Source organism: Pseudomonas sp. LTGT-11-2Z (genome assembly GCF_003691445.1).
Classification (GTDB): domain Bacteria; phylum Pseudomonadota; class Gammaproteobacteria; order Pseudomonadales; family Pseudomonadaceae; genus Aquipseudomonas; species Aquipseudomonas monteilii.
Genome location: NZ_CP033104.1, coordinates 2,166,696 through 2,190,648, shown reverse-complemented (window position 1 = coordinate 2,190,648; position 23,953 = coordinate 2,166,696). Strand labels below are relative to the sequence as shown.

Sequence of the window (23,953 nt, the reverse complement as noted above, 5' to 3'; positions counted from 1 at the left end):
CCAGTCTCTGTTCCCGCGAAAGGGACAGGCTCGCTCATGCAGGTCACTGGCAAATGCGCCACGGTCAGTTACCATGCCTGTTTCAATCCTGATACAAGGCCGCCCTGTGTTCCCTGGCACGCCCCCGTACCCGCGCCTGCTCATACTGACCGCTCTGCTCGGCAGCCCGGCTGTGGCCGACGACCTGTTCATCGACAACACCGACCTGCCCCAGGTTCTGACTGCCACACGCCTGAAACAATCCCCGGCGGCAGTCCCGGGTAGCATGACCGTGCTCGACAGCGAGCTGATCCGTGCCAGTGGCGCCCGCGACATCCCCGAATTGCTGCGCTTGGTGCCGGGCATGATGATTGGCTACGGTGCCGGTAACCAACCCACGGTCAACTACCACGGCAGCAACGTCAACGATGCACGCCGCATGCAGGTACTGATCGATGGCCGCTCGGTGTACCGCGCGGGCCTGGCCACCGTGGACTGGAGCGACATCCCTCTGGCCATGGAGGATATCGAGCGCATCGAAGTGTTCCGCGGCCCGAACACCGTCAGCTACGGCGCCAACGCGCTGATGGCGGTGGTCAACATCCTCACCCGCAACCCTGCCGACAGCCATGGCACGCGGCTGAAGATGACCCGCGGCCAGGATGGCATCAACGACTTCTATGCCAGCCACGGCTTTGGCTGGGACGGCGGCGACATGCGCCTGTCGCTGTCCGGCCAGCAGGACGATGGTTTCGATGAAAACCAGTTTGGCCAGGATTACCGCGACAGCCGCCGGCTTACCCGCTTCAACCTCAGCGCCAGCCACAGCCTGGCAGTGGACCAGACCCTGGAGTGGCAACTGGCGGCGAAGGAAGGCAGCAACCAGCGGCCTTATACCTATAAGCCGGTCTTCCCCTATGTCACCCAGCAAGGTGACAACGCTGACGTCAATGCCAAGGACTACGCGGGCTCGGTGCGCTGGAGCATCGACTTCAACCCTGAGCACAGCCTGTATGTTCAGGGCTCGGCGCAGCACTTCGACCGTCAGCAGGTCTGGCGTGCCTGCGATGCGGCGCTGTCATTCAGCCCCGAACTGACCCAGCTTTGGCAGATGAACCCAAATTTCGCCGAGCTGGTAGCGCGCGGCGCCAACAACCCACCATCCAGCAACAACCCACAAGAGCAGGCCCTGGTCGAAGCCATCAAGGATCAATGGAACAAACAGGGTGGTAGTAATGTGGTCTGCGGCGACGTCGACCAGAGCACCCGCGAAACCCGCTACGACCTGGAAATCCAGGACACCCTGAGCCTGACCGACAGCCTGCGCCTGCTCAGCGGCATGAACTACCGCTATGACCGGGCCGACTCGCAGACTTACTTCAACGGCAGCCTCGACGACCAGACCTGGCGCCTGTTCGGCCAGCTGGAATGGCGCGCCGACGAACACTGGATCCTGCAGGGAGGGGCCATGTTCGAAGACTCCCGCCTGTCTGGCAGCTCGCTGACCCCGCGCGTGGCGGTCAACTACCTGATTACCCCGCGCCATGGCCTGCGCGCCGTGTACTCCGAGGCCGTACGCTCGCCCGACATGTTCGAGAACAACGTCAACTGGAGCTACACGGTCAAGAACCTCACCCCCAATGCATTTGGCTTGCAAAACGGCGAGTATTTCGTCAAGACCCGTGGCCCCGGCGACCTCGAACAGGAACGCATGCGCTCGCGCGAGCTGGGCTACAACGGCTACTTCAGCGACATCGACCTGAGCATGGATGTAAAGCTGTTCTACGACGAGATCACGGGAATGATCAGCGAGCCCTTGAAGAACAACCAGTACATCGCCAGCAACGCCAACAAGGCCCGTTTCAGTGGCAGCGAAGCACAACTGGACTGGCGCCCCACCCTGCGCGATCGCCTGCGCCTGACCTACGCCTACGTCGATGCCTGGGCCAGCAACCCCGACGACCGCCGCCTCAGCGCCCACAACAGCGGCTCGGCCGGATGGATGCGCGAGTGGGGGGCTGGCTGGTCGAGCGCGCTGTTCTACTACGGCGACGATGCACTCAACCAGTACCGCTACGAGCGCCTGGACCTACGCCTGGCCAAGCGTTTTCGGGTGCATGGCAGCAACCTGGAGCTGGCGGCGCTGTGGCAGCAGCGCCTGGACGATGAGCCCACTACGGCAATCCAGAACCGCTACGACAGCCGCCACCGCCTGAGCGTCAGCGCGGAGCTGGAGTTCTGATGGCCGTGTTGCTGCGCCTGTTGCTGCTGTGCCTGTGGCCACTTGGGCCATTGTCAGCCAGTGAAGTCCTGCTGGTGGGGGCTGAGGATCAGCCCGGCATCCGCAGTTTTGTCGCGGCGCTGGAAAGCCGTCGACCGCATGACCATGTGCATTTTCTGACCACTGCCGAGCTGCCGCGCCCGAGCAAGCTCAAAGCGGACCAGCGCCTGATTCTGCTCGACAGCGCCGCGCTGGAATGGCGCCTGGGTGAAAACGCCGGCCCACCAGCCCTGGCCATGCGGGTCAGCCGGGTACAGGCTGAACAGCGCCTGGGAAAGTCGCGCCCTGCGTTCCTCACCTTGTTGTGGAGCGACGCGCCGCTGGGCCGGCAATTGCGCCTGACGCGCTACTTGTTGCCGCAGGCCCAGCGCATTGGCGTGCTGTACGGTGAACACAGCAGTTTCTTGCTCGATGAGCTGCGCCATGCTGCCCGCCCAATGGGCCTGGAGATCATTGCCCAGGACTGGTCCGACCCACGGGACAGCCGGCCGCTGCAGCACCTGCTAGGCAACAGCGATGTGCTGCTGGGCCTGGACGACCCCAACCTGTACAACTCCAAGACGGCGAAAAACCTGCTGCTGAGCAGCTATGGCCGGCAAATGGCACTGATCGGCCCGAACGCCGGGTTTGTGCGGGCCGGCGCCCTGGCCAGCACCTACAGCGATCAGGACGACTGGCTGGCGGAGCTCGACCAGTTGCTCGACCAGCCGCCAGCGCGCTGGCCACGCAGCCTGTACCCGACGCGCTACGGCGTCAGTGGCAACCAGCAGGTGGCCCGCGCCCTGGGCCTTGAACCGATCGATCCGAACGCCGCTGCCAAAGCCCTGGCCGCAGGAGAACCCACCCCATGAGCAAGCGCCTGAGCTGGGATATCCACACCCGCACCCAGATCATCAGCCTGGGCCCTGCCTTGCTGCTGACCTTGCTGTTGATCAGCTTCTTTACCTTCGTGCGCATCCAGGACTTGCGCCAGGAGCTCAATCACACCGGGCAACTGATCGCCAATCAGCTGGCACCGGCATCAGAGTACGGGGTGATTTCGGGCAACAACGAAGTACTCGAAGGGCTGATGCGTGCCACCCTCAGCATCCCGCACGTACGCTTTCTGGAAGTGCAGGACAGCCGCAACCACATTCTGGTGTACGTCGAGCAGTCCGACGAAAGCGCCAACCGCGCGCAACAGGTTGAAGTGTTCCAGGCCCCCATCCGCCTGCAGCAAATCCGCCTGGACAACGACTTCCTGCAACAAGGCAAAGCCACCACCCCCGCCATCGGTGACGACTACCTGGGGCGGGTCATCGTTGGCATGTCCGATGACGCCTTCAGCCAGCGCCAGCAGGAAATCGTGATCAAAGCCGGCATCCTGGCGCTGTTCGCGCTGCTGTTCACCTTTTTGCTGGCGCGCCGCCTGGCCCTGAGCCTGGCCAAGCCTATCAGCGACATGGGCCATGCGGTAAAGGCTATTCAGCAAGGTCAGTACAACACCCCCTTGCCGGTGGTCGATGACAGCGAACTGGGCCACCTGGCACGCCACATCAACAACCTGGCCAGCGCCCTGGAACAGGCCAGCGATGAACAGAAGCAGGCCATTGCCGAGCTGATTCAGGCCCGTGAGGAGGCCGAGCAGGCCAACCGCGCCAAATCCGACTTCCTGGCGATGATGAGCCACGAGCTGCGCACGCCGATGAATGGCGTGCTGGGCATGCTGCAGCTGCTGGAGACCACATCGCTGAGCACCGAACAGGCCGATTACACGGCGGTCGCCAGCGAGTCCACCGGGCATTTGTTGAAGGTCATCAACGACATCCTCGATTTCTCGCGCATCGAACGCGCCGCGCTGCAACTGGAACACATCGACTTCAACCTGGGTGAGCTGATCACCAGCAGTGTCCAGTCGTTCCAGCACAGCGCCCAACAGCGCGGCCTGGGCCTGCACCTGCAACTGCCTGCCGGTATCAAGCAGCTGCAGGTGAACGGTGACCCCACACGCATCCGCCAGATCCTGCTGAACCTGGTGGGCAATGCCCTGAAGTTCACCGAGCGAGGCCAGGTGCAGGTCGAAGCACGCTGGCAGGTGCTTGACCGGCAACTGATCTGGCTGACCTGTAGCGTGCGCGACACGGGCATCGGCATTGACAGTGCCCGGCTGGAAATGATGTTCGTCGCCTTCCAGCAGGCCGACAGCTCGATTTCCCGCCGTTATGGCGGCACCGGGTTGGGGCTGTCGATCGCCCGCACCCTGGCCGAGCGCATGGGCGGCAAGCTGCGCGGTGAAAGCCGCGAAGGCCTGGGTTCGACCTTTACCCTGGAGATGCCGCTGGCACTTGCCAACCCTGCCCCCGTCCCGCTCGCGCCACCATTAGCTGCGCCAACGCCGGTCACCGACAATGACCAGGTACTGCTGGTTGAGGACAATCCGGTCAACCAGAGTGTCATCGAGGCCATGTTGCGCAGCCTGGGGATGGCCGTCTGCACCGCCGAGGATGGCCTGGAGGCGGTCGACCTGGTCGGCCGGCAACGCTTTGCCGCCGTGCTGATGGATTGCCGCCTGCCGCACCTGGACGGCTATGAAGCCACCCGGCGCATCCGGCAGTTGCCCAACGGCGCCGGGCTACCGATCATCGCCTTGACCGCCAACGCCTTGCAGGGCGATCGGGAGCGTTGCATGGCTGCCGGCATGGACGACTACCTGAGCAAACCCTTGCGCCGCACCGAGCTGCAACGGGTGCTGCAACGCTGGTTACCCGGTCGGACAACCGCGACTGGCGATAAATGCTAAAGTGCGGCAGTCTTAAACACTGGACAGGACCTTCATCGGACCTGAAAATAGACGTTTCAGTGCACACCTGTACTTCTTTCACCAGGTGCGCTGTGACTTTCACCACAACGCAATAGTCTACCTGTAGGCTGCCGCCCCGAACGCGTTGCGTATCGGGCCGGCCGGGAAGGTTCATCCCCTGCCACAGGGGGTTATTGAGGAGCTCGCATGACCAAACAACACGCCTTTACTCGGGAAGACCTGCTGCGCTGCAGTCGCGGTGAGCTGTTCGGCCCAGGTAATGCGCAACTGCCCGCGCCGAACATGCTGATGGTCGATCGCATCACCCATATCAGCGAAGAAGGCGGCAAGTACGGCAAAGGTGAATTGGTCGCCGAGCTGGATATCAACCCGGACCTGTGGTTCTTCGCCTGCCATTTCGAAGGCGACCCGGTCATGCCGGGCTGCCTGGGCCTCGACGCCATGTGGCAGCTGGTGGGCTTCTTCCTCGGCTGGCAGGGCCTGCCGGGCCGAGGCCGCGCCCTGGGTTCGGGCGAGGTGAAGTTCTTTGGTCAGGTACTGCCTGAAGCCAAGAAAGTCACGTACAACATTCACATCAAGCGCGTCCTGAAGGGCAAGCTGAACATGGCCATCGCCGATGGCTCGGTCAGCGTCGACGGCCGCGAGATCTACACTGCCGAAGGCCTGCGGGTCGGCGTGTTCACCTCCACTGACAATTTCTAAGGGTTATTCGCATGCGCCGCGTCGTTATCACTGGTCTGGGCATCGTGTCGTGCCTGGGCAATGACAAAGCTACCGTCACCGAAAACCTGCGCAACAGCCGTCCGGGTATCCGTTACAACCCGGAATACAAGGAAATGGGGCTGCGTAGCCAGGTTTCCGGGTCCATCGACCTCAACCTCGAAGAACTGATCGACCGCAAGGTCTACCGTTTCGTCGGCCACGCTGCCGCCTACGCCTACCTGGCCATGCAGGACGCGATCAAGGACGCCGGCCTGACCGAAGAGCAGGTTTCCAACCCGCGTACCGGCCTGGTAGCCGGCTCTGGCGGCGCCTCGACCCTGAACCAGATGGAAGCGCTGGACACCCTGCGTGAGAAAGGCGTCAAGCGCGTCGGCCCATACCGCGTTACCCGCACCATGGGCAGCACCGTTTCGGCATGCCTGGCCACCCCGTTCAAGATCAAGGGCATCAACTACTCGATCTCGTCGGCCTGCGCCACTTCGGCTCACTGCATCGGTACCGCTCTGGAGCAGATCCAGTGGGGCAAGCAAGACATCGTCTTCGCCGGTGGCGGTGAAGAAGAGCACTGGAGCCAGTCGTTCCTGTTCGATGCCATGGGCGCTCTGTCGACCAAGCGCAACGAAACCCCCGAACTGGCCTCGCGAGCCTACGACGCCGACCGTGATGGCTTTGTCATCGCTGGCGGTGGCGGCATGGTCGTGGTCGAGGAGCTGGAACACGCCCTGGCCCGTGGCGCCAAGATCTACGCCGAAATCGTTGGCTACGGCGCCACGTCCGACGGCTACGACATGGTTGCCCCGAGCGGCGAAGGTGCCATCCGCTGCATGCAGCAGGCACTGTCCACCGTCGACACCCCGATCGACTACCTGAACACCCACGGCACTTCGACCCCGGTCGGTGACGTTGCCGAGATCAAGGGCGTTCGCGCCGTGTTCGGCGACAAGGCACCGAAGATCAGCTCGACCAAGAGCCTGTCGGGCCACTCGCTGGGCGCCGCTGGCGTGCACGAGGCGATCTACTGCCTGCTGATGATGGAAAACAACTTCATCGCCGGCTCTGCCAACATCGACGAGCTGGACCCGGAGGTCGCCGACCTGCCGATCCTGCGCAAAACCGAAGAAAACGCCAAGATCGACACGGTCATGAGCAACAGCTTCGGCTTCGGCGGCACCAACGCCACCCTGGTGCTCAAGCGCTGGGAAGGCAAGTAAGACGCTGATGCGGTAATCGAAAACGCCCCGACTGGTTCGGGGCGTTTTTATTTGTGCTGCCTGGGTAAAACCGCGAGAAAATTATCCCGCGCCACTTTGTTGGCCACCTCCTCCGACAAGGCATCAAGAAACGGCCTGAACCCGTGCATCTGCTCTCCCAGGCTGCCAAACCGCCCCACCACGTCCGACCCCAGCATGAAACGCTCCGGGTACTTTTCGACCAACGCCACCCATTCCTTGCGCGGCACGCCTTTGTCGTCCAGCAGATACGGCTCCAGCACACTCCACGACAGGTCCACATACAGGTTCGGGTAGTCCTCCAGCAGCCGCGTCAGCACCGGCAGCAGAAAGTCCATCTGCGTCTGGTGCCGGTGTATCTCCATGCTGCTGCCGGCATGCGCCCAGATGAACCGCGTGTGCGGGTGATTACGCAGCGGCTCTTCGATTTCCGCCAGGTACAACGGGTTGCGCTCGCGCTTGGAGGTGATATTGGAATGCAGCAACACCGGCAGGTCACGCTCGGCCGCCAGGTGGTAGATACGTGTCATGGCTTCGTTGTTGGCACGCGGCGTGTCGCCACTGGTCAGCGCTGTCAGGTCGTCGTGCCGGGTGAACACCTCGCCAATGCCCTGCCACAACCCCGGGTACAGGTCGAGCATACGCTCGATGTGGCTGACTGCGTTCTTGTCTACCGGGTTGAAGCCCGTCAGAAACGGATGAAAGCGCTTACGCTGCTCTTCCGGCAATTGCTGCAGGGCTGCGGCCACATAGGTATCGGTCGCGCTGTACCAATAAGCATCGGCATCGTCACCGGCGTAATAGCGTGGGCGTTTGGGCTCGTCCTCGTGCCACTTCTTGGCCACCGGTATGCCGGAAATCATCGACTGCTCGATACCGGCAGCATCCATGGCCTTGATCAATGCCGGCATGCCTTCGCTTTCTTGGAAGAAGTCGACGTAGTGCAAGTGGGCATCGCTGTAGCGATAGTCGCGCGCCTGTGCCGTCTGGCACAGCCAGCCCGTCAACAACACGCAGGCCAGCGCTTTGGCAATCATGGGCAGCTTCCTTCCAAGGGGGCGAAAACAGTAGACCGGCCGTTAAGCGAGACGGTTCAGCCGAAGCGGGCAAACCGCTATGCTGGAGGCATTTCCACTTCGCCTGGAGCCCACCCCATGAGCAGCCCCCTGATCATCCGCCCACGCGCCGAATCGGTCGAGGGCCAGCCGATCCTGCGCCCGCTGCCAGCGGCCCAGTGCCGCAGCGTCGGACCGTTCGTGTTTTTTGACCACATGCTGGAAACCGACTACGCCCCAGGGCATGGCATGGATATCCGCCAGCACCCGCATATCGGCCTGTCGACCCTGACCTACCTGTTCGAGGGGGCGATCCTGCACAAGGACAGCCTCGGCTCAGCACAGCGGGTACTGCCCGGCGATGTCAGCTGGATGACGGCTGGCAGCGGCGTGGCCCATGTGGAGCGCACGCCCGACGACGCCTTGGCTCATGGCTCGCGCCTGCATGGCTTGCAGGTATGGCTGGCCTCGCCGCGTGAACATGAACAAGGCGCGGCAAGCTATAGCCATCACCCGGCGGCGAGCCTGCCAGTCAGTGAAAACCTGGGGGTGCGCATTTGCATGATTGCCGGTAGCGGGTTCTGCCTGGAATCACCGGTGCCGGTGCTGTCCCCTACCCTTTATGCGCATGTGCGGATGCAGCCGGCAACCACCTTGCAGGTACCGACCGAGCATGCGCAACGAGCGCTGTATCTGCTGGATGGTGAGTTGCTGTTGAACGATGAAGACGTGGAGCCGTGCAGCCTGGTGGTGCTGCCGGAAGGCGAAGAGGTGGTGCTCTATGCAGAGGAAGAGTGCCAGCTGGTGCTGATTGGCGGCGAGCCTTTGGATGGACCGCGGCGAATGAACTGGAATTTCGTGGCCAGTGACCCGGAGCTGATCGAGCGGGCCAGGGCAAGGTGGGCGGCGGGGGATTGGCCCATGGTGCCAGGGGAAACCTCCAGGATCGAGTTGCCGAGGTAATTGGGGCCGCTTTGCGACCCCAAATCACAGTCAGCGCTGGAACACTTCTGTCAGCAGGTTATGCATCGAGCGGAACGCCCGCTCCGAGGTGCGCCGGTCATACTGCATCTTGCCCGGCACATTGGCACTCGGGTCGGTAAACGAGTGCACCGCCCCGCCATAGCTCAACAACTGCCAATCCACCTTGGCCGCGCTCATCTCGTCTTCAAATGCTGGCAACTGTTCCTTTGGCACCAGCGGGTCGCAAGCCCCATGCAACACCAGCACCGAGCCCTTGATGCGCTTGGCATCCTCCGGGTTTGGCGTATCCAGCGTGCCATGGAACGACACCGCCGCACGCAGATCGGCACCGGCACGGGCCAGCTCCAGTGCACAGCAGCCACCAAAGCAGAAGCCAAACGTGCCGACCTTGCCTGGCTCCAGCAGCGCCTTCGACTGCCCCAACAGCTGCGCCAGGGCTTCCTGCATGCGCCTGCGCAGTTCGCCCCGGTCGTTCTTCAATGGCATCATCGCCGCGCCAGCCTCGTCGGCGTTAGACGGGCGCACCGACTGCCCGTACAGGTCGGCAATCAGCACCACATAGCCCTTCTCAGCCACTTCCTTGGCAATGCGCTCAGCCCCTTCGCCAATGCCCATCCAGTTCGGCGCCATCACCAGGCCTGGACGGCCCAGCGCCCCTGGTTCATAGACCAGGCGGCTTTCGTAGGTTTTGCCGGACAGGTGATAAACCAGCGATTCGACGATTACCTTGCTCATCAAGCACTCCTTAGGCACTTATTCTGAAAAGCCCGCCATGAAAAAAGCCCGCCGAAGCGGGCTTTCCTAAGCATCAACTCAAGCAGACAGCTCGACCAGCAGCTTGTTCAGGCGACGAACGTAGGCCGCCGGGTCCTTCAGGCTATCGCCGGCCGCCAGGGCCGCTTGATCGAACAGGATGTGCGACAGCTCGGCGAAGCGGTCTTCGCTCTGCTCGTTGTCCAGCTTTTCAATCAGCGGGTGGGTCGGGTTGAACTCGAAGATCGGCTTGGATTCCGGCACCTTCTGCCCGCTGGCCTCCAGAATCTGACGCATCTGCAGGCCCAGGTCCTGCTCGCCAATGGCCAGAATCGCTGGGGAGTCGGTCAGGCGGTGCGAAACGCGCACTTCGGCCACGCTGTCACCCAGCGCGCCTTTCAGGCGCTCGACCAGGCCTTCCTTGTCCTTGGCCACTTCTTCCTGGGCTTTCTTGTCTTCTTCCGAATCCAGCTTGCCCAGGTCCAGGTCGCCACGGGCGACGTCGACAAACGCCTTGCCGTCGAACTCGTTGAGGTAGCTCATCAGCCACTCGTCAATGCGGTCGGTCAGCAGCAGCACTTCGATGCCTTTCTTGCGGAAGACTTCCAGGTGCGGGCTGTTCTTGACCTGCGCATACGACTCGCCGGTGAGGTAGTAGATCTTGTCCTGACCTTCCTTGGCGCGGGCCACGTAGTCGGCCAGGGCGACGCTCTGCTCGCCACTGTCGTCCTGGGTGGAGGCAAAGCGCAACAGGCCGGCGATTTTCTCCTTGTTGGCGAAGTCTTCGGCCGGGCCTTCCTTCAGCACCTGGCCGAAGTTCTTCCAGAAGCCCTTGTACTGCTCGGGCTCGTTCTTCGCCAGTTTTTCCAGCATGTCGAGCACGCGCTTGGTCAGCGCAGTCTTCATCGAGTCGATGATCGGGTCTTTCTGCAGGATTTCACGCGACACGTTCAGCGACAGGTCGTTGGAGTCGACCACGCCCTTGATGAAGCGCAGGTACAGCGGCAGGAACGACTCGGCCTGGTCCATGATGAACACGCGCTGCACGTACAGCTTCAGGCCGCGCGGTGCTTCGCGCTGGTACAGGTCGAATGGCGCGCGGGCCGGCACATACAGCAGCGAGTTGTATTCGAGCTTGCCTTCAACCTTGTTGTGGCTCCAGGCCAGCGGGTTTTCGAAGTCATGGCCGATGTGCTTGTAGAACTCCTGGTATTCCTCGTCCTTCACCTCGGTGCGCGAACGGGTCCACAGGGCGCTGGCACGGTTGACGGTTTCCCACTCTTCGGCCGGCTGTTCTTCGCCTTCGGCGGCTGCTTGTTCTTTCGGCAGCTGGATAGGCAGGGCGATGTGGTCGGAGTACTTCTTGACCACGTTGCGCAGGCGCCAGCCATCGGCAAACTCTTTTTCTTCCTGCTTCAGGTGCAGGACGATGCGGGTACCGCGCTGAGGCTTGTCGATAGTGGCGACTTCGAACTCACCCTCACCTTTCGACGACCAGTGCACGCCTTCGGCGGCTGGCTGGCCGGCACGGCGGCTGTAAACGTCGACCTTGTCGGCCACGATGAACGCGGAGTAGAAGCCCACGCCGAACTGACCGATCAGGTGCGAGTCCTTCTTCTGGTCACCGGTGAGGTTCTTCATGAAGTCGGCAGTGCCGGACTTGGCAATGGTACCCAGGTGGGCGATGACGTCTTCACGGCTCATGCCGATGCCGTTGTCTTCGAGGGTGACGGTACCGGCGTCCTTGTCGAAGCTCAGGCGAATCTTCAGGTCGGCGTCGCCTTCAAGCAGTTCTGGCTTGGCCAGGGCCTCGAAGCGCAGCTTGTCGGCCGCGTCGGAGGCGTTGGAAATCAGCTCCCGCAGGAAGATTTCCTTGTTCGAATACAGCGAATGAATCATGAGGTGCAGCAGTTGCTTTACCTCGGTCTGGAAGCCCAACGTTTCCTTTTGTGTTTCCACAGTCATGGTCTTCGAAACTCCGATCTGATGGCAGTGGGCGCCTGGCGGCCAGTTCGGCCTGCCTTAGCGGCGGATGTCATTCAGATGGGGGCTGCCCGGATGATTTCAAGGGCTTTTCCGGTTCGATCTTGAAATGCGCGCGGGCCGTGGCAATAGGTGATTGCCTGTCGCCCTGCCAGGCGGTAATGGCGACATTCGTCACCCGTCGCCCCTGGCGCCACAGCTGGCACTGGGCGTAGGTATCGCGAAAATGCCCGGCGCGCAGGTAGTCAATCGAGAAATCGATGATCTTCGGGATGCTCGCACTTTCGCTGTAGATCAACAGGTACAAGGCCGCGGACAGCTCCATGAACCCCGCAATCACACCACCGTGGATGGCGGGCAGCAACGGGTTGCCGATGTTGTCCGGGCTGGCCGGCAGGCGGAACAGCAGGTCGTCGCCCTGACGTTCGCATTCGATACCAATCAGCCCGGCATAAGGGATCAGCGCCAGCAATGGCCCGTAGTCGCCCACCGCGTGGGCGGCGTTGAGCTGTTGACGAACCGCGTGTGGAATCATGCCCCGCCCTCCTTCAGGCTATTGCCGAAACGGATACCGCCCCTGATCTCCTGCCCCAGGCGCATGAACGTGCCCACCACCTGGCAAATCGGCTGTTCGGGATCGTCCTGGTAGGCGGTACCACGGGTAAAGATCACGTCGCGGGTCACCCGGTAGCACTGGGCATGGCCGTAGATGTCCTTGCCGGCTTCGGCCGGGTGCATGTAGTCGATGCGCAGGTCCAGTGTCGGGCACACCTCGAAGCGCGGCAGCACGCACAGCGTGGCCATGCCGCAGGTGGTGTCCATCAGCGTGGTCAGGGCGCCACCATGCACAGCCCCGGTCTGCGGGTTGCCGACAATGGCTGCCGACCAGGGCATGACCAGGGTCATGCCATCGGCATCGGCTTTCGCCACACGCATCTGCAGTAACTGACAATGTTTAAGCGCCGAGAGAAAACGCTCGGCCATGGCCATCAAGGTTGAATCGCTCATTCGCTGTTTCCACCCGTACTGCCTCAGCGGCATAAAATCGATAAAAAGTCTATCTAGAACGGGGCGTTATATATCTGTAATCTTCGCGGAACTTATTCCGCGTAGTTGCACTCGAAGGAACAAGTCACTTATTCCACCAAGGAGAAACACCCCCATGCGTAAACCTTTTGCTTTTGCTCTGATGCTGGCCGCTGCCATGGGCCTGGCCGCTTGCGATAAAGCGAGCGAAGACAAAGCCCAGGACGCACAGCAACACGCCGAGCAAGCCCAGGAAAAAATGGGTGAAGCTCAGGATAAAATGAACGAGGCCGCCAAGGAAAACGCCGAAGCCGCCAAAGATCAGGCTGAAGCCGAGCAGAAGGCTGCCGAAGAAGCCGCTCCGGCTACTCCGGCTCCAGAAGCCGCCCCAGCCGCTCCGGCGACAGAAGCTGCCCCTGCTGCTCCGGCAGAACCAGCCAAGCAGTAATTGGCTAAAACAAAAAAACCCGACGCTGTCGGGTTTTTTTGTGCCTGCAACTTAAAGATTAAACGTTTCAGTTGCCCGCTACGGTACTTTCCCTGCCCGGTTCGTTAGGCACACTTTCCGTGGGTGTGAACACCATCACATCCAGCACATCCGAATGGAACTCGCGGCGGTACAAAATAAAGACCACCCCGACACTCATGACCATGAACAACCACGGGCTGATGAACCAGCTCAACATGGCCATGCCGAAGTAGTACGAGCGCAACCCCAGGTTGAACTGGTTGGCCGCCAGCGACAGCACACGCGCCGCCCGCGAGGCAAAGGCCTTGCGCTCCAGCTCATTGACCAACCGTTCACCGATCATCGGTGCAGAACCCACCAGCACGGCGGCAAAGTTGTACTGGCGCATGCACCAGCTAAAAGTGAAGAAGGCGTAGACGAAGACCGTGGCCAGGCACAGCAGCTTGATCTCCGACATGCCTTGGGAGGTCTGTTGCACCAACGGCAGGTCGGCCAGCAGCGACAGCGCCCGGTCAGAGGCACCGAGCACGGTAAGGATGCCGGCGAGAATGATCAGCGTGCTGGACGCAAAGAACGATGCGTTGCGCTCAAGGTTGCCGATTACGCTGGCATCGGCGATTCGGTTGTCGCGCAACAGCATGCGGCGCATCCAGTCTTCACGGTACAAGTGCAGCACGCTGGCCAGGCACGCGGTGTCACGCCCCTTCCAGATGGCATAACGGGTATAACCGCCCCAGCACAGGGCAAACCAGGCGATGGCCAGCAGGTTGTTGAAGTTGCTTTGGATGAAGTTCATGCAGGGTTCCCGAATGGGCCAGATGCTTAGAGGATAGGGGCCGGGTTTCGACGCTGGCAAGCGGCAAAAGGCACAAGTCCACCCTGAAAAACGCACCGATCATGCCGCCAATAAAAAACCCCGCATCCTTGCGGATACGGGGCTTTCGAGTCTGGGCCGTTGGCGAGCACGCTTTTGGCTTGTGGCCGGTGCCGCCCTCAGGCTTCGACTATCAGGCCAGCGCTTCGCGCGGCTTGCCGAGCATGCGGTCGCAGGCCACGGCACCCACCAGGGTCACCACCGAAGGCACCAGCCAGGCCAGGCCTTGGTCGCTCAGCGGCAGGTGCGCCATGAAGTCCGGCAGCACATGGGCAATGCTGCTGCCCTTGATCGCATCAACCATGCCGAACACCAGCGACACCAGCATCACCGGCGCCAGAATGCGGGTCGGCGAGTTCCACAGGTCCTTCACGAAGCTCAGGCCAACCACCACGATGCAAGGCGGGTAGATGGCGGTAAGCACCGGGATCGAGAACATGATCAGCTTGGTCAGGCCCAGGTTGGAGATCAACAGCGAGAAGCCCGCCAGGATCACCACCAGTGCCCGGTACGACAGCGGCAGAATCTGGCTGAAGTACTCGGCGCAGGCGCAGGTCAGGCCGACAGCGGTCACCAGGCAGGCCAGCGCAATCAGCACGGCCAGGAAGCCGCTACCCAACGAACCGAAGGTGTGCTGCACGTAGGCATGCAGAACCGCTGCACCGTTGGTGGCGTCAGCCGCGATATCATGGCTGGTGGCGCCCAGGCGGAACAGGCTGATGTACACCAAAGCCAGGCCGACACCGGCGATCAGGCCGGCGATGATGGCGTAGCGGGTGATCAGCTTCGGCGACTCGACACCGCGCGAACGGATGGCGTTGACGATGACAATACCGAACACCAGGGCACCCAGGGTATCCATGGTCAGATAGCCATCGGAGAAGCCCTTGGAGAACGCAGCGGCGGCATAGGCAGGCTGTGCTTCGCCAATGGTGCCAGCTGGCAGCGCGAAGGCAGCAATGCCCAGCACGGCCAAGGCGATGATCTTCAACGGTGCCAGGAAGCGACCCACGGTATCGAGCAGTTTGCCCGGGTACATGGACACTGCCAGCACCACGATGAAGTAGACCAGGCTGTAGATAAACAGCGCCAACGGGCTTTCACCGGTCAGCGGCGCCACACCCACTTCGAACGACACGGTCGCCGTACGCGGCGTCGCGAACAGCGGGCCGACCGAGAGGTAGCACACAGCCGCCAGCAGGCCGCCGAAGAACTTGCCGATCGGGCTGCTCAACGCATCCATACCGCCGCCGACCTTGGCCAGGGCGACCACGGTGATGACCGGCAGGCCCACGGCGGTCACCAGGAAGCCCAGTGCAGCCATCCATACGTGCGGGCCAGACTGCAGACCGACGATAGGCGGGAAGATGATATTGCCTGCACCTACGAAAAGCGCAAACGTCATAAAGCCAAGCGCCAGGATGTCCTGGCCTTTGAGAACTTTCATTTAAGGTAGTACCACACTGCTGAAATCGGGATTCGAGAGGGGATTTCCCTATGGGTGAGGGAAATGCTGCCCGGCCTTATAGGCCAGACCCGTTTAGCGTGTCGTTCCCTTTTGGGGAGCGGGCACAAAGTGAACGCGTAGACTAACCGTTTTACCCGACAAACGCACTGTTACAGTGCTGCTTGTCCGATGTGCGTACATGTTTGTCGTCTGGTTATCTGTGTCGGGCGATAATTTATTGCCAATTAGTGCGAATGTCTGGTGGAAAAACCTGATGAGGGCCATCGAATTTTCCACCTTTACAAAAATACCCAACGCTAAAACGACAAAGGCCACCCGAAGGTGGCCTCTGTGCGCGTGGGGGGTGTAGCAGTATTACTTCTTGGCTTCCCAGCCAGTCAGCTCGGCCAGGGCCTTGCCGATGTCTGCCAGGGAACGCACGGTCTTCACACCCGCGTCCTGCAGAGCAGCGAACTTCTCGTCCGCAGTGCCCTTGCCGCCGGAGATGATGGCGCCAGCGTGGCCCATGCGCTTGCCCGCAGGTGCGGTAACACCGGCGATGTAGGAAACGACTGGCTTGGTCACGTGGGCCTTGATGTAGGCCGCAGCTTCTTCTTCAGCCGAACCGCCGATCTCACCGATCATGACGATCGCTTCGGTCTTCGGGTCTTCCTGGAACAGCTTCAGGATGTCGATGAAGTTGGAGCCCGGGATCGGGTCACCGCCGATGCCGACGCAGGTCGACTGGCCGAAGCCGGCGTCGGTGGTCTGCTTCACAGCTTCGTAAGTCAGGGTGCCGGAACGCGAAACGATACCGACCTTGCCTGGCAGGTGGATGTGGCCTGGCATGATGCCGATCTTGCACTCGCCCGGGGTGATGACACCTGGGCAGTTAGGGCCGATCAGGGTAACGCCCAGCTCGTCGCACTTGACCTTGGCATCCAGCATGTCCAGGGTAGGAATGCCTTCGGTGATGCAGACGATCAGCTTGATGCCGCCGAAGGCCGCTTCCAGGATCGAGTCTTTGCAGAACGGAGCCGGTACGTAGATGACCGAAGCGTCAGCGCCGGTAGCTTCCACAGCTTCCTTGACGGTGTTGAACACCGGCAGGCCCAGGTGGGTGGTGCCACCCTTGCCTGGGGTTACGCCGCCGACCATCTTGGTGCCGTAGGCGATGGCTTGTTCGGAGTGGAAAGTACCCTGCGAGCCGGTGAAGCCCTGGCAGATGACTTTGGTGTCTTTATTGATCAGGACGCTCATTACTTGCCCTCCGCAGCTTTGACAACTTGTTGAGCAGCGTCGGTCAGGCTTGTTGCCGCAATGATGTTCAAACCGCTTTCTGCCAGTACTTTAGCGCCCAGTTCGGCGTTGTTACCTTCAAGGCGAACAACAACCGGAACTTTAACGCCGACTTCTTTCACTGCACCGATGATGCCTTCGGCAATCATGTCGCAGCGAACGATGCCGCCGAAGATGTTGACCAGAACGGCCGCGACGTTGCTGTCGGACAGAATGATCTTGAACGCTTCGGTAACGCGCTCTTTGGTAGCACCGCCGCCAACGTCGAGGAAGTTGGCCGGCTTGCCGCCGTGCAGGTTGACGATGTCCATGGTACCCATGGCCAGGCCGGCACCGTTGACCATGCAGCCGATGTTGCCTTCGAGGGCAACGTAGTTCAGTTCGAACTTGGCAGCGTGGGCTTCACGGGCGTCGTCCTGCGACGGGTCGTGGAAGGTTTTCAGCTTAGGCTGACGGTACATGGCGTTGGCGTCGATGTTGATCTTGGCATCGAGGCAGTGCAGGTCGCCGTCGGCCTTGATCACCAGCGGGTTCACTTCCAGCAGCGCCAGGTCGTGATCCTTGAACAGCTTGGCCAGGCCCACGAAGATCTTGGCGAACTGTTGAACTTGCTTGCCTTCCAGACCCAGCTGGAATGCCAGCTCGCGACCCTGGAACGGCTGAGCGCCGACCAGTGGGTCGATGGTGGCCTTGAGGATTTTCTCAGGCGTTTCGTGAGCGACTTTCTCGATGTCCACGCCACCTTCGGTGGAGGCCATGAACACGATACGGCGGCTCGAACGATCGACTACAGCGCCCAGGTACAGCTCTTTGGCGATGTCAGTGCAGGATTCGACCAGAATCTTGGAGACGGGTTGACCGTTGGCATCAGTCTGGTAGGTAACCAGATTTTTGCCCAACCACTGTGCAGCGAACGCCTTGGCGTCTTCCTTGCTGCGAACCAGCTTGACGCCGCCCGCTTTACCGCGACCACCCGCGTGAACCTGGGCTTTTACCACCCACTCGTTCCCGCCGATCTTGTCGCAGGCTTCTGCAGCTTGCTCAGGGGTATCGACTGCGAAACCCTTGGAAACTGGCAGGCCGTATTCAGCGAACAGCTGCTTACCCTGATACTCGTGAAGATTCATGCTTTTTACCGTCTTCGTTAGGTACTGCGCTTCGGCGCTGCGCCATTACTGGCGCCGCACCACCTGTGACCGTTGACCCCGGGTTTTCCCATGTGATCCGGTCCGGCGGACGTTCCGCGGTGAGTCATGCACGCAAGACTCACGACGGGCTGCCCGCCGTGGTTTCTTATAATTAACGCTTCTTACGGTTGGCCACGTGAATGGCGCCGCCATTCACTGCCAGCGCTGCTTCATGCAACGCTTCGGACAGGGTTGGATGGCTGAAGACCATCATGCCCAGGTCCTCGGCACTGGTGCCGAATTCCATTGCGATTGCGCCCTGCTGCACCAGTTCGGCAGCCGATGGGCCAATCACGTGTACACCCAGGACGCGGTCGGTCTTGGCATCGGCGATGACCTTGACGAAACCACCGGTGTCGTTGGCTGCCATCGCACGGCCGCTGGCCGCGAACGGGAAGGTGCCCACGTTAACCTCAACGCCTTCGGCCTTCAAGGCCTGTTCGGTCTTGCCGACCCACGCGATTTCCGGGTGGGTGTAGATAACCGAAGGGATCAGGTCGTAGTTCATCTGGGCCTTGTGGCCTTTGATGCGCTCGACAACCATGATGCCCTCTTCCGAGGCCTTGTGGGCCAGCATCATGCCGCGTACCACGTCACCGATGGCGTATACGCCCGGCACGCTGGTAGCGCAGTAGTCGTCGACGAAGATGTAGCCACGCTCGTCGATGGTCACGCCGCTGTCGGCCGCCAGCAGGTCGGTGGTTACAGGGCGACGGCCGACCGCAACGATCAGCTTGTCGAAGGTGATCTTCTGCTCGCCTTCGGCGTTGGTGTAGGTCACTTCAACTTCGTTGCCGTTGACTTTCGAGCCGGTGACGCGAGCGCCCAGCTTGATGTCCAGGCCTTGCTTGGTCAGGGTCTTCTGGGCTTCTTTCGACACGGCGGTGTCAGCAGCCATCAGGAAGGTGTCCAGGGCTTCCAGAACGGTAACTTCAGCACCCAGGCGAGCCCAGACCGAGCCCAGCTCCAGGCCGATCACGCCGGCACCGATAACGCCCAGGCGCTTCGGTACGGCCTGGAATTCCAGGGCGCCGGTGGAGTCGACGATGACGTTCTGGTCGACCGGAGCCGGCGGAATGTCGATCGGGCGCGAACCGGAAGCCAGGATCACGTTCTCGGCTTCGATGACTTCGGTGGTGCCGTCAGCCTTGGTGACTTCGACTTTCTTGCCTGCCAGCAGCTTGCCGTGGCCCTGGATCGAAGTAACGCCGTTGGCCTTGAACAGGGTGGCAACGCCACCGGTCAGGTTCTTGACGATGCCAGCCTTGCGGCCAACCATCGCGGCGACGTCCATCTTCACTTCACCCGTGGAGATACCGTGGACGTTGAAGCTCTCTTTCGCTTCCTTGTATTTCCAGGAGCTGTCCAGCAGCGCTTTGGAAGGAATGCAACCTACGTTCAGGCAGGTACCGCCCAGGGCCAGCTTGCCCTCGGCGTCGGTGTACTTCTCGATACAGGCAGTCTTCAGACCAAGTTGGGCAGCCTTGATGGCAGCCACATAGCCGCCAGGACCTGCACCAATCACCACTACGTCGAATTTCTGGGTCATAAAAGATTCCTTATCAGCTACAAGCTACAAGCCGCGAACCGCGCGGCAGGGCTTCTCGCGAAGCCAGGGCCGGCACGGTACGCAGCCAGAGGGTTAGATGTCCAGCAGCAGGCGAGACGGATCTTCCAGCAGGTTCTTGATGGTGACCAGGAAGGTTACCGCTTCCTTGCCGTCGATCAGGCGGTGATCGTACGACAGCGCCAGGTACATCATCGGGCGAATCACGACCTGGCCATTGATGGCCATCGGACGCTGGATGATGTTGTGCATGCCGAGGATGGCGGCCTGCGGCGGGTTGACGATCGGGGTCGACATCATCGAACCGAAGGTACCACCGTTGGTGATGGTGAAGGTGCCACCGGTCATCTCTTCGATGGCCAGCTTGCCGTCACGGGCCTTCTTGCCGAAGGTGGCGATGCCGTTCTCGATTTCAGCCAGGCTCATCGACTCGGCGTTGCGCAGTACCGGTACCACCAGGCCACGGTCGCTGGACACGGCAACACCAACGTCGGCGTAGCCGTGGTAGACGATGTCGTTGCCGTCGATCGAGGCGTTGACAGCCGGGAAGCGCTTCAGGGCTTCGGTGGCCGCCTTGACGAAGAACGACATGAAGCCCAGGCGTACGCCGTTGTGGGTCTTCTCGAACAGGTCCTTGTACTTCGAACGCAGAGCCATGACTTCGGTCATGTCCACTTCGTTGAAGGTGGTCAGCATGGCCATGCTCGACTGGGCTTCGACCAGACGCTCGGCGATCTTGGCACGCAGGCGGGTCATCGGCACACGCTTCTCGGTGCGGTCGCCAGCAGCGACGACAACCGGGGCAGCCGCAGCGGCAGCAGGCTTGGCAGCCGGGGCTGCGGCAGGCGCCGACTTCTTGTTGGCGACGGCAGCTACGACGTCTTCCTTGGTGATGCGGCCACCTTTGCCAGTGCCGGCAACGGCAGCCAGGTCGATGCCGTTTTCTTCAGCCAGCTTGCGCGCGGCCGGGGCAGCGATCGGGTCGTCTTCGCCAGCGTCGGCAGCAGCGGCAGCCGGAGCAGCAGCGGCCGGGGCAGCAGCAGGTGCAGCGGCGGCAGCGCCGCCTTCAACGATCGAACCCAGCACTTCGTCGGACAGGACAGTGTCGCCCTCGCCCTTGACGATGGCGCCCAGCACGCCGTCGGCGGTGGCCAGCACTTCCAGGACGACCTTGTCGGTCTCGATGTCGACGATCAGCTCGTCACGCTTGACGGCTTCGCCCGGCTTCTTGTGCCAGGTGGCAACGGTGCCATCGGCAACCGATTCCGGGAAGGTTGGGGCTTTGATCTCGATAGCCATTATCAGTGTTTCCTTAAATTCGGTTTCAGGTGCGCGAAGGCGTTAGACAGTGAAGGCGTCTTGCAGCAGTTTTTCCTGCTGTTCGGCGTGCTTCGAAGCGTAACCACAGGCTGGCGCGGCAGAAGCGTCGCGGCCGGCGTATTCCAGGACCAGCGCCTTGTTGTGGCGGCCCAGGATACGGCGCATGTGGTGCTGGCTGCTGTACCAGGCGCCCTGGTTCATCGGCTCTTCCTGACACCAGACCGCATGCTTGAGGTTGGTGTACGGCGCCAGGATTTCGACCAGGTCGTCTTCCGGGAACGGATACAGCTGCTCGATACGCACGATGGCGATGTCTTCGCGGCCTTCGGCACGGCGTTTTTCCAGCAGGTCGTAGTAAACCTTGCCACCGCACAAGACCAGGCGTTCGACCTTGGCCGGATCGAGGGTGTCGATTTCCGGGATCACGGTCTGGAACGAGCCTTCGGCCAGGTCTTCCAGGGTCGAGATGGCCAGCTTGTGGCGCAGCAGCGACTTTGGCGTCAGCACGATCAGCGGCTTGCGCAGCGGACGGATGACCTGACGACGCAGCAGGTGGTAGATCTGAGCCGGGGTGGTCGGTACGCACACCTGGATGTTGTGCTCGGCGCACAGCTGCAGGTAACGCTCCAGACGCGCGGAGGAGTGCTCCGGGCCCTGCCCTTCATAACCGTGTGGCAGCAGCATGGTCAGGCCACACAGACGGCCCCACTTGTGCTCGCCGCTGGTGATGAACTGGTCGATCACCACTTGCGCACCGTTGGCGAAGTCGCCGAACTGGGCTTCCCAGATCACCAGCGCGTTCGGCGTGGTGGTCGAGTAGCCGTATTCGAAGGCCAGTACCGCTTCTTCCGACAGGAAGGAGTCGTACAGCTCGAACATCGGCTGGCCCGGGAACAGGTTCTTCAGCGGTACGTAGGTGCTGGCGTCCTTCTGGTTGTGCAGCACCGCGTGACGGTGCGAGAAGGTGCCACGGCCGATGTCCTGGCCGGTCATGCGGATCGGGTGACCTTCGAACTGCAGGGTGGCGTAAGCCATGGTCTCTGCATAGCCCCAGTTGATCGGCAAGCCACCGGCCTGCATCTTCTGGCGGTCTTCGTAGATCTTCGCGACCTGACGCTGAACGACGAAGCCTTCCGGGATTTCCAGCAGCTTGGCCGACAGGTCTTGCAGGGTCTTGAGGTCGAAACGGGTGTCGTGACGTGCGGTCCAGGCATGGCCCAGGTACGGGCGCCAGTCGACGAACAGCTCGCGGTTCGGCTCCTTGACCAGGCTCTTCACAACGTGCAGGCCGTTGTCCAGCGCGTTGCGGTACTCGTCGATCTTGGCCTGGGCGCGCTCGGCATCGATGCGGCCAGCCTGGATCAGTGCCTCGGCGTACAGCTCACGGGTAGTGCGCTGCTTGCTGATTTGCTGATACATCAGCGGCTGAGTACCGTTTGGCTCGTCGGCCTCGTTGTGGCCGCGACGACGGTAGCAGACCAGGTCGATCACCACGTCACGCTTGAACTGCATGCGGTAGTCGATCGCCAGCTGGGTGACGAACAGCACCGCTTCCGGGTCATCGCCGTTCACGTGCAGGATCGGCGCCTGGATCATCTTGGCAACGTCGGTGGCGTACTCGGTAGAGCGCGCGTCCAGCGGGTTGCTGATGGTGAAACCCACCTGGTTGTTGATCACGATGTGCACGGTGCCGCCGGTCTTGAAACCGCGGGTCTGCGACATCTGGAAGGTTTCCATGACCACGCCCTGGCCGGCGAACGCTGCGTCGCCGTGGATCGAGATCGGCAGTACCTTGTCGCCAACGGTGTCGTTGCGGCGGTCCTGACGGGCGCGCACCGAACCTTCGACCACTGGCGATACGATTTCCAGGTGGGACGGGTTGAACGCCATGGCCAGGTGCACTTCGCCACCGGCGGTCATCACGTTCGAGGAGAAGCCCTGGTGATACTTCACGTCACCGGAGCCCAGCTCGTTCATCTTCTTGCCTTCGAACTCGTCGAACAGCTCGCGCGGGTTCTTGCCGAAGGTGTTCACCAGGACGTTCAGACGGCCACGGTGGGCCATGCCGATCACGACTTCCTTGGTGCCGTAGGAGCCGGAACGCTGAATCATCTCGTCCAGCATCGGGATCAGGCTTTCGCCGCCCTCAAGGCCGAAACGCTTGGTGCCTGGGTACTTGGTGCCCAGGTATTTCTCAAGGCCTTCACCGGCCGTCACGCGCTCGAGCAGGTGAGCCTGCACGTCAGCGGAAAACTCCGGACGACCGCGCACGCTTTCCAGGCGCTGCTGGAACCAGCTGCGCTGCTCGGAATCGACGATGTGGGTGAACTCGGCGCCAATGGTGCGACAATATGTCTTCTGGAGCGCCTCGAAGATCTCGCGTAGGCTCGCCTCCTCTTTGCCGATGAACAGGTCGCCGGCACGGAAGGTCGTATCAAGATCGGCATTGGTCAAGCCGTAGTGATTGATCGACAGGTCTACGGGCGCAGGACGCTGCCACAACCCCAACGGGTCGAGCTTGGCAGCCTGATGGCCGCGCATACGATAGGCCTGGATCAGTCGCAGAACTTCAACCTGCTTCTTCTCGTGTTCACTGCTCACGCTCCCGGCGGATACCGGTTGGGCGCGGCGCTGGTTCTTTGCCAGCAGTACGAAATGGTCGCGGATTGTCGAGTGCGATACATCGGTAGCGGTGCTGCCGTCGGCGGGCAACTTCTGGAAGTAGGTGCGCCACTCTTCTGGCACAGCGTTAGGGTCGTGCAGGTAGAGCTCGTAGAGCTCTTCCACATATGCAGCGTTACCACCTGAAAGGTGGGCGCTTTCCCACATGCGCTGCATCACGCTTTCTTGCATGCTTGGTCACCCTCGATTAGGGGACTGATCGGCGAGAGCCACAGCAAACCTGGAAAAGTCCGAATACAGCGACTGAACCACGCCACTTGGATCCTGCTGATTTTCCGGGTACCAGCCCGGAAAG

General features: G+C 61.6%; 19 protein-coding genes. 7 read left to right on the top strand and 12 right to left on the bottom strand.

Going from position 1 to position 23,953, the window contains the following annotated elements; all coding sequences use genetic code 11:
- Positions 1–73 precede the first annotated feature (73 nt).
- The 5 genes from D8767_RS10125 to fabB all read left to right on the top strand — a co-directional run bounded on the left by D8767_RS10125 (position 74) and on the right by fabB (position 6,994).
- Positions 74–2,221, top strand: a complete 2,148-nt coding sequence (locus tag D8767_RS10125) for a TonB-dependent siderophore receptor (RefSeq protein ID WP_016711633.1) — start codon at positions 74–76, stop codon at positions 2,219–2,221.
- Positions 2,221–3,111 (top strand): ABC transporter substrate-binding protein, encoded by an 891-nt coding sequence (locus D8767_RS10120; RefSeq protein WP_016711634.1) that lies wholly within the window; start codon positions 2,221–2,223, stop codon positions 3,109–3,111. Before D8767_RS10125 ends, D8767_RS10120 begins: the two co-directional genes overlap by 1 nt.
- Positions 3,108–5,039, top strand: coding sequence for an ATP-binding protein (locus tag D8767_RS10115; RefSeq protein ID WP_016711635.1), 1,932 nt, complete (start codon positions 3,108–3,110; stop codon positions 5,037–5,039). Before D8767_RS10120 ends, D8767_RS10115 begins: the two co-directional genes overlap by 4 nt.
- Before the next feature lie 207 nt (positions 5,040–5,246).
- Complete coding sequence (gene fabA, locus D8767_RS10110; RefSeq protein WP_003251509.1) at positions 5,247–5,762, top strand: 3-hydroxyacyl-[acyl-carrier-protein] dehydratase FabA; 516 nt, start codon at positions 5,247–5,249, stop codon at positions 5,760–5,762.
- A gap of 11 nt (positions 5,763–5,773) precedes the next feature.
- Complete coding sequence (gene fabB / locus D8767_RS10105; protein WP_016711636.1) at positions 5,774–6,994, top strand: beta-ketoacyl-ACP synthase I; 1,221 nt, start codon at positions 5,774–5,776, stop codon at positions 6,992–6,994.
- Between the two features lie 47 nt (positions 6,995–7,041).
- Here the strand turns inward: fabB and D8767_RS10100 are convergent, their stop codons facing one another.
- Positions 7,042–8,049, bottom strand: a complete 1,008-nt coding sequence (locus tag D8767_RS10100; protein ID WP_016711637.1) for an amidohydrolase family protein — start codon at positions 8,047–8,049, stop codon at positions 7,042–7,044.
- A gap of 117 nt (positions 8,050–8,166) precedes the next feature.
- Between D8767_RS10100 and D8767_RS10095 the strand changes: the two genes are divergently transcribed.
- Positions 8,167–9,030 carry a pirin family protein gene (locus D8767_RS10095; protein ID WP_016711638.1) on the top strand — a complete coding sequence of 288 codons (864 nt, stop codon included), beginning with the start codon at positions 8,167–8,169 and terminating at the stop codon, positions 9,028–9,030.
- Positions 9,031–9,060: 30 nt separating this feature from the next.
- Here D8767_RS10095 and D8767_RS10090 read toward each other — a convergent pair whose 3' ends face one another.
- The 4 genes from D8767_RS10090 to D8767_RS10075 all read right to left on the bottom strand — a co-directional run bounded on the left by D8767_RS10090 (position 9,061) and on the right by D8767_RS10075 (position 12,795).
- The gene (locus D8767_RS10090; RefSeq protein ID WP_016711639.1) at positions 9,061–9,786 is read right to left on the bottom strand and encodes a dienelactone hydrolase family protein; all 726 of its coding nucleotides are present in this window, start codon (positions 9,784–9,786) and stop codon (positions 9,061–9,063) included.
- A gap of 78 nt (positions 9,787–9,864) precedes the next feature.
- Positions 9,865–11,769, bottom strand: coding sequence for a molecular chaperone HtpG (gene htpG, locus D8767_RS10085; protein ID WP_016711640.1), 1,905 nt, complete (start codon positions 11,767–11,769; stop codon positions 9,865–9,867).
- Between the two features lie 70 nt (positions 11,770–11,839).
- Positions 11,840–12,322, bottom strand: coding sequence for a PaaI family thioesterase (locus tag D8767_RS10080; protein ID WP_016711641.1), 483 nt, complete (start codon positions 12,320–12,322; stop codon positions 11,840–11,842).
- The gene (locus D8767_RS10075; protein ID WP_016711642.1) at positions 12,319–12,795 is read right to left on the bottom strand and encodes a PaaI family thioesterase; all 477 of its coding nucleotides are present in this window, start codon (positions 12,793–12,795) and stop codon (positions 12,319–12,321) included. Before D8767_RS10075 ends, D8767_RS10080 begins: the two co-directional genes overlap by 4 nt.
- A gap of 154 nt (positions 12,796–12,949) precedes the next feature.
- Between D8767_RS10075 and D8767_RS10070 the strand changes: the two genes are divergently transcribed.
- Positions 12,950–13,261, top strand: coding sequence for a hypothetical protein (locus tag D8767_RS10070; protein WP_016711643.1), 312 nt, complete (start codon positions 12,950–12,952; stop codon positions 13,259–13,261).
- 67 nt (positions 13,262–13,328) lie between these two features.
- Here D8767_RS10070 and D8767_RS10065 read toward each other — a convergent pair whose 3' ends face one another.
- From D8767_RS10065 to D8767_RS10035, 7 genes are all read right to left on the bottom strand, one after another.
- Positions 13,329–14,078 (bottom strand): DUF599 domain-containing protein, encoded by a 750-nt coding sequence (locus D8767_RS10065; RefSeq protein WP_016711644.1) that lies wholly within the window; start codon positions 14,076–14,078, stop codon positions 13,329–13,331.
- Positions 14,079–14,289: 211 nt separating this feature from the next.
- Positions 14,290–15,603 carry a branched-chain amino acid transport system II carrier protein gene (gene brnQ / locus D8767_RS10060; protein ID WP_016711645.1) on the bottom strand — a complete coding sequence of 438 codons (1,314 nt, stop codon included), beginning with the start codon at positions 15,601–15,603 and terminating at the stop codon, positions 14,290–14,292.
- Positions 15,604–15,978: 375 nt separating this feature from the next.
- Entirely contained in the window at positions 15,979–16,863 is an 885-nt protein-coding gene (gene sucD, locus D8767_RS10055; RefSeq protein ID WP_003254203.1) for a succinate--CoA ligase subunit alpha, read from the bottom strand.
- Positions 16,863–18,029, bottom strand: coding sequence for an ADP-forming succinate--CoA ligase subunit beta (gene sucC / locus D8767_RS10050; RefSeq protein WP_003254205.1), 1,167 nt, complete (start codon positions 18,027–18,029; stop codon positions 16,863–16,865). Before sucC ends, sucD begins: the two co-directional genes overlap by 1 nt.
- A 172-nt stretch (positions 18,030–18,201) precedes the next feature.
- Complete coding sequence (gene lpdA / locus D8767_RS10045) at positions 18,202–19,638, bottom strand: dihydrolipoyl dehydrogenase (RefSeq protein WP_003254207.1); 1,437 nt, start codon at positions 19,636–19,638, stop codon at positions 18,202–18,204.
- A gap of 93 nt (positions 19,639–19,731) precedes the next feature.
- The gene (odhB, locus tag D8767_RS10040; RefSeq protein WP_028698997.1) at positions 19,732–20,955 is read right to left on the bottom strand and encodes a 2-oxoglutarate dehydrogenase complex dihydrolipoyllysine-residue succinyltransferase; all 1,224 of its coding nucleotides are present in this window, start codon (positions 20,953–20,955) and stop codon (positions 19,732–19,734) included.
- 42 nt (positions 20,956–20,997) lie between these two features.
- Positions 20,998–23,829, bottom strand: coding sequence for a 2-oxoglutarate dehydrogenase E1 component (locus D8767_RS10035; RefSeq protein ID WP_016711648.1), 2,832 nt, complete (start codon positions 23,827–23,829; stop codon positions 20,998–21,000).
- Positions 23,830–23,953 lie beyond the last annotated feature (124 nt).

Bases quoted from the DNA above. Each gene is read 5' to 3' on its own strand.
- D8767_RS10125 (WP_016711633.1), top strand. From the start codon at position 74: ATGCCTGTTTCAATCCTGATACAAGGCCGCCCTGTGTTCCCTGGCACG.
- D8767_RS10120 (WP_016711634.1), top strand. From the start codon at position 2,221: ATGGCCGTGTTGCTGCGCCTGTTGCTGCTGTGCCTGTGGCCACTTGGG.
- D8767_RS10115 (WP_016711635.1), top strand. From the start codon at position 3,108: ATGAGCAAGCGCCTGAGCTGGGATATCCACACCCGCACCCAGATCATC.
- fabA (WP_003251509.1), top strand. From the start codon at position 5,247: ATGACCAAACAACACGCCTTTACTCGGGAAGACCTGCTGCGCTGCAGT.
- fabB (WP_016711636.1), top strand. From the start codon at position 5,774: ATGCGCCGCGTCGTTATCACTGGTCTGGGCATCGTGTCGTGCCTGGGC.
- D8767_RS10100 (WP_016711637.1), bottom strand. From the start codon at position 8,049: ATGATTGCCAAAGCGCTGGCCTGCGTGTTGTTGACGGGCTGGCTGTGC.
- D8767_RS10095 (WP_016711638.1), top strand. From the start codon at position 8,167: ATGAGCAGCCCCCTGATCATCCGCCCACGCGCCGAATCGGTCGAGGGC.
- D8767_RS10090 (WP_016711639.1), bottom strand. From the start codon at position 9,786: ATGAGCAAGGTAATCGTCGAATCGCTGGTTTATCACCTGTCCGGCAAA.
- htpG (WP_016711640.1), bottom strand. From the start codon at position 11,769: ATGACTGTGGAAACACAAAAGGAAACGTTGGGCTTCCAGACCGAGGTA.
- D8767_RS10080 (WP_016711641.1), bottom strand. From the start codon at position 12,322: ATGATTCCACACGCGGTTCGTCAACAGCTCAACGCCGCCCACGCGGTG.
- D8767_RS10075 (WP_016711642.1), bottom strand. From the start codon at position 12,795: ATGAGCGATTCAACCTTGATGGCCATGGCCGAGCGTTTTCTCTCGGCG.
- D8767_RS10070 (WP_016711643.1), top strand. From the start codon at position 12,950: ATGCGTAAACCTTTTGCTTTTGCTCTGATGCTGGCCGCTGCCATGGGC.
- D8767_RS10065 (WP_016711644.1), bottom strand. From the start codon at position 14,078: ATGAACTTCATCCAAAGCAACTTCAACAACCTGCTGGCCATCGCCTGG.
- brnQ (WP_016711645.1), bottom strand. From the start codon at position 15,603: ATGAAAGTTCTCAAAGGCCAGGACATCCTGGCGCTTGGCTTTATGACG.
- sucD (WP_003254203.1), bottom strand. From the start codon at position 16,863: ATGAGCGTCCTGATCAATAAAGACACCAAAGTCATCTGCCAGGGCTTC.
- sucC (WP_003254205.1), bottom strand. From the start codon at position 18,029: ATGAATCTTCACGAGTATCAGGGTAAGCAGCTGTTCGCTGAATACGGC.
- lpdA (WP_003254207.1), bottom strand. From the start codon at position 19,638: ATGACCCAGAAATTCGACGTAGTGGTGATTGGTGCAGGTCCTGGCGGC.
- odhB (WP_028698997.1), bottom strand. From the start codon at position 20,955: ATGGCTATCGAGATCAAAGCCCCAACCTTCCCGGAATCGGTTGCCGAT.
- D8767_RS10035 (WP_016711648.1), bottom strand. From the start codon at position 23,829: ATGCAAGAAAGCGTGATGCAGCGCATGTGGGAAAGCGCCCACCTTTCA.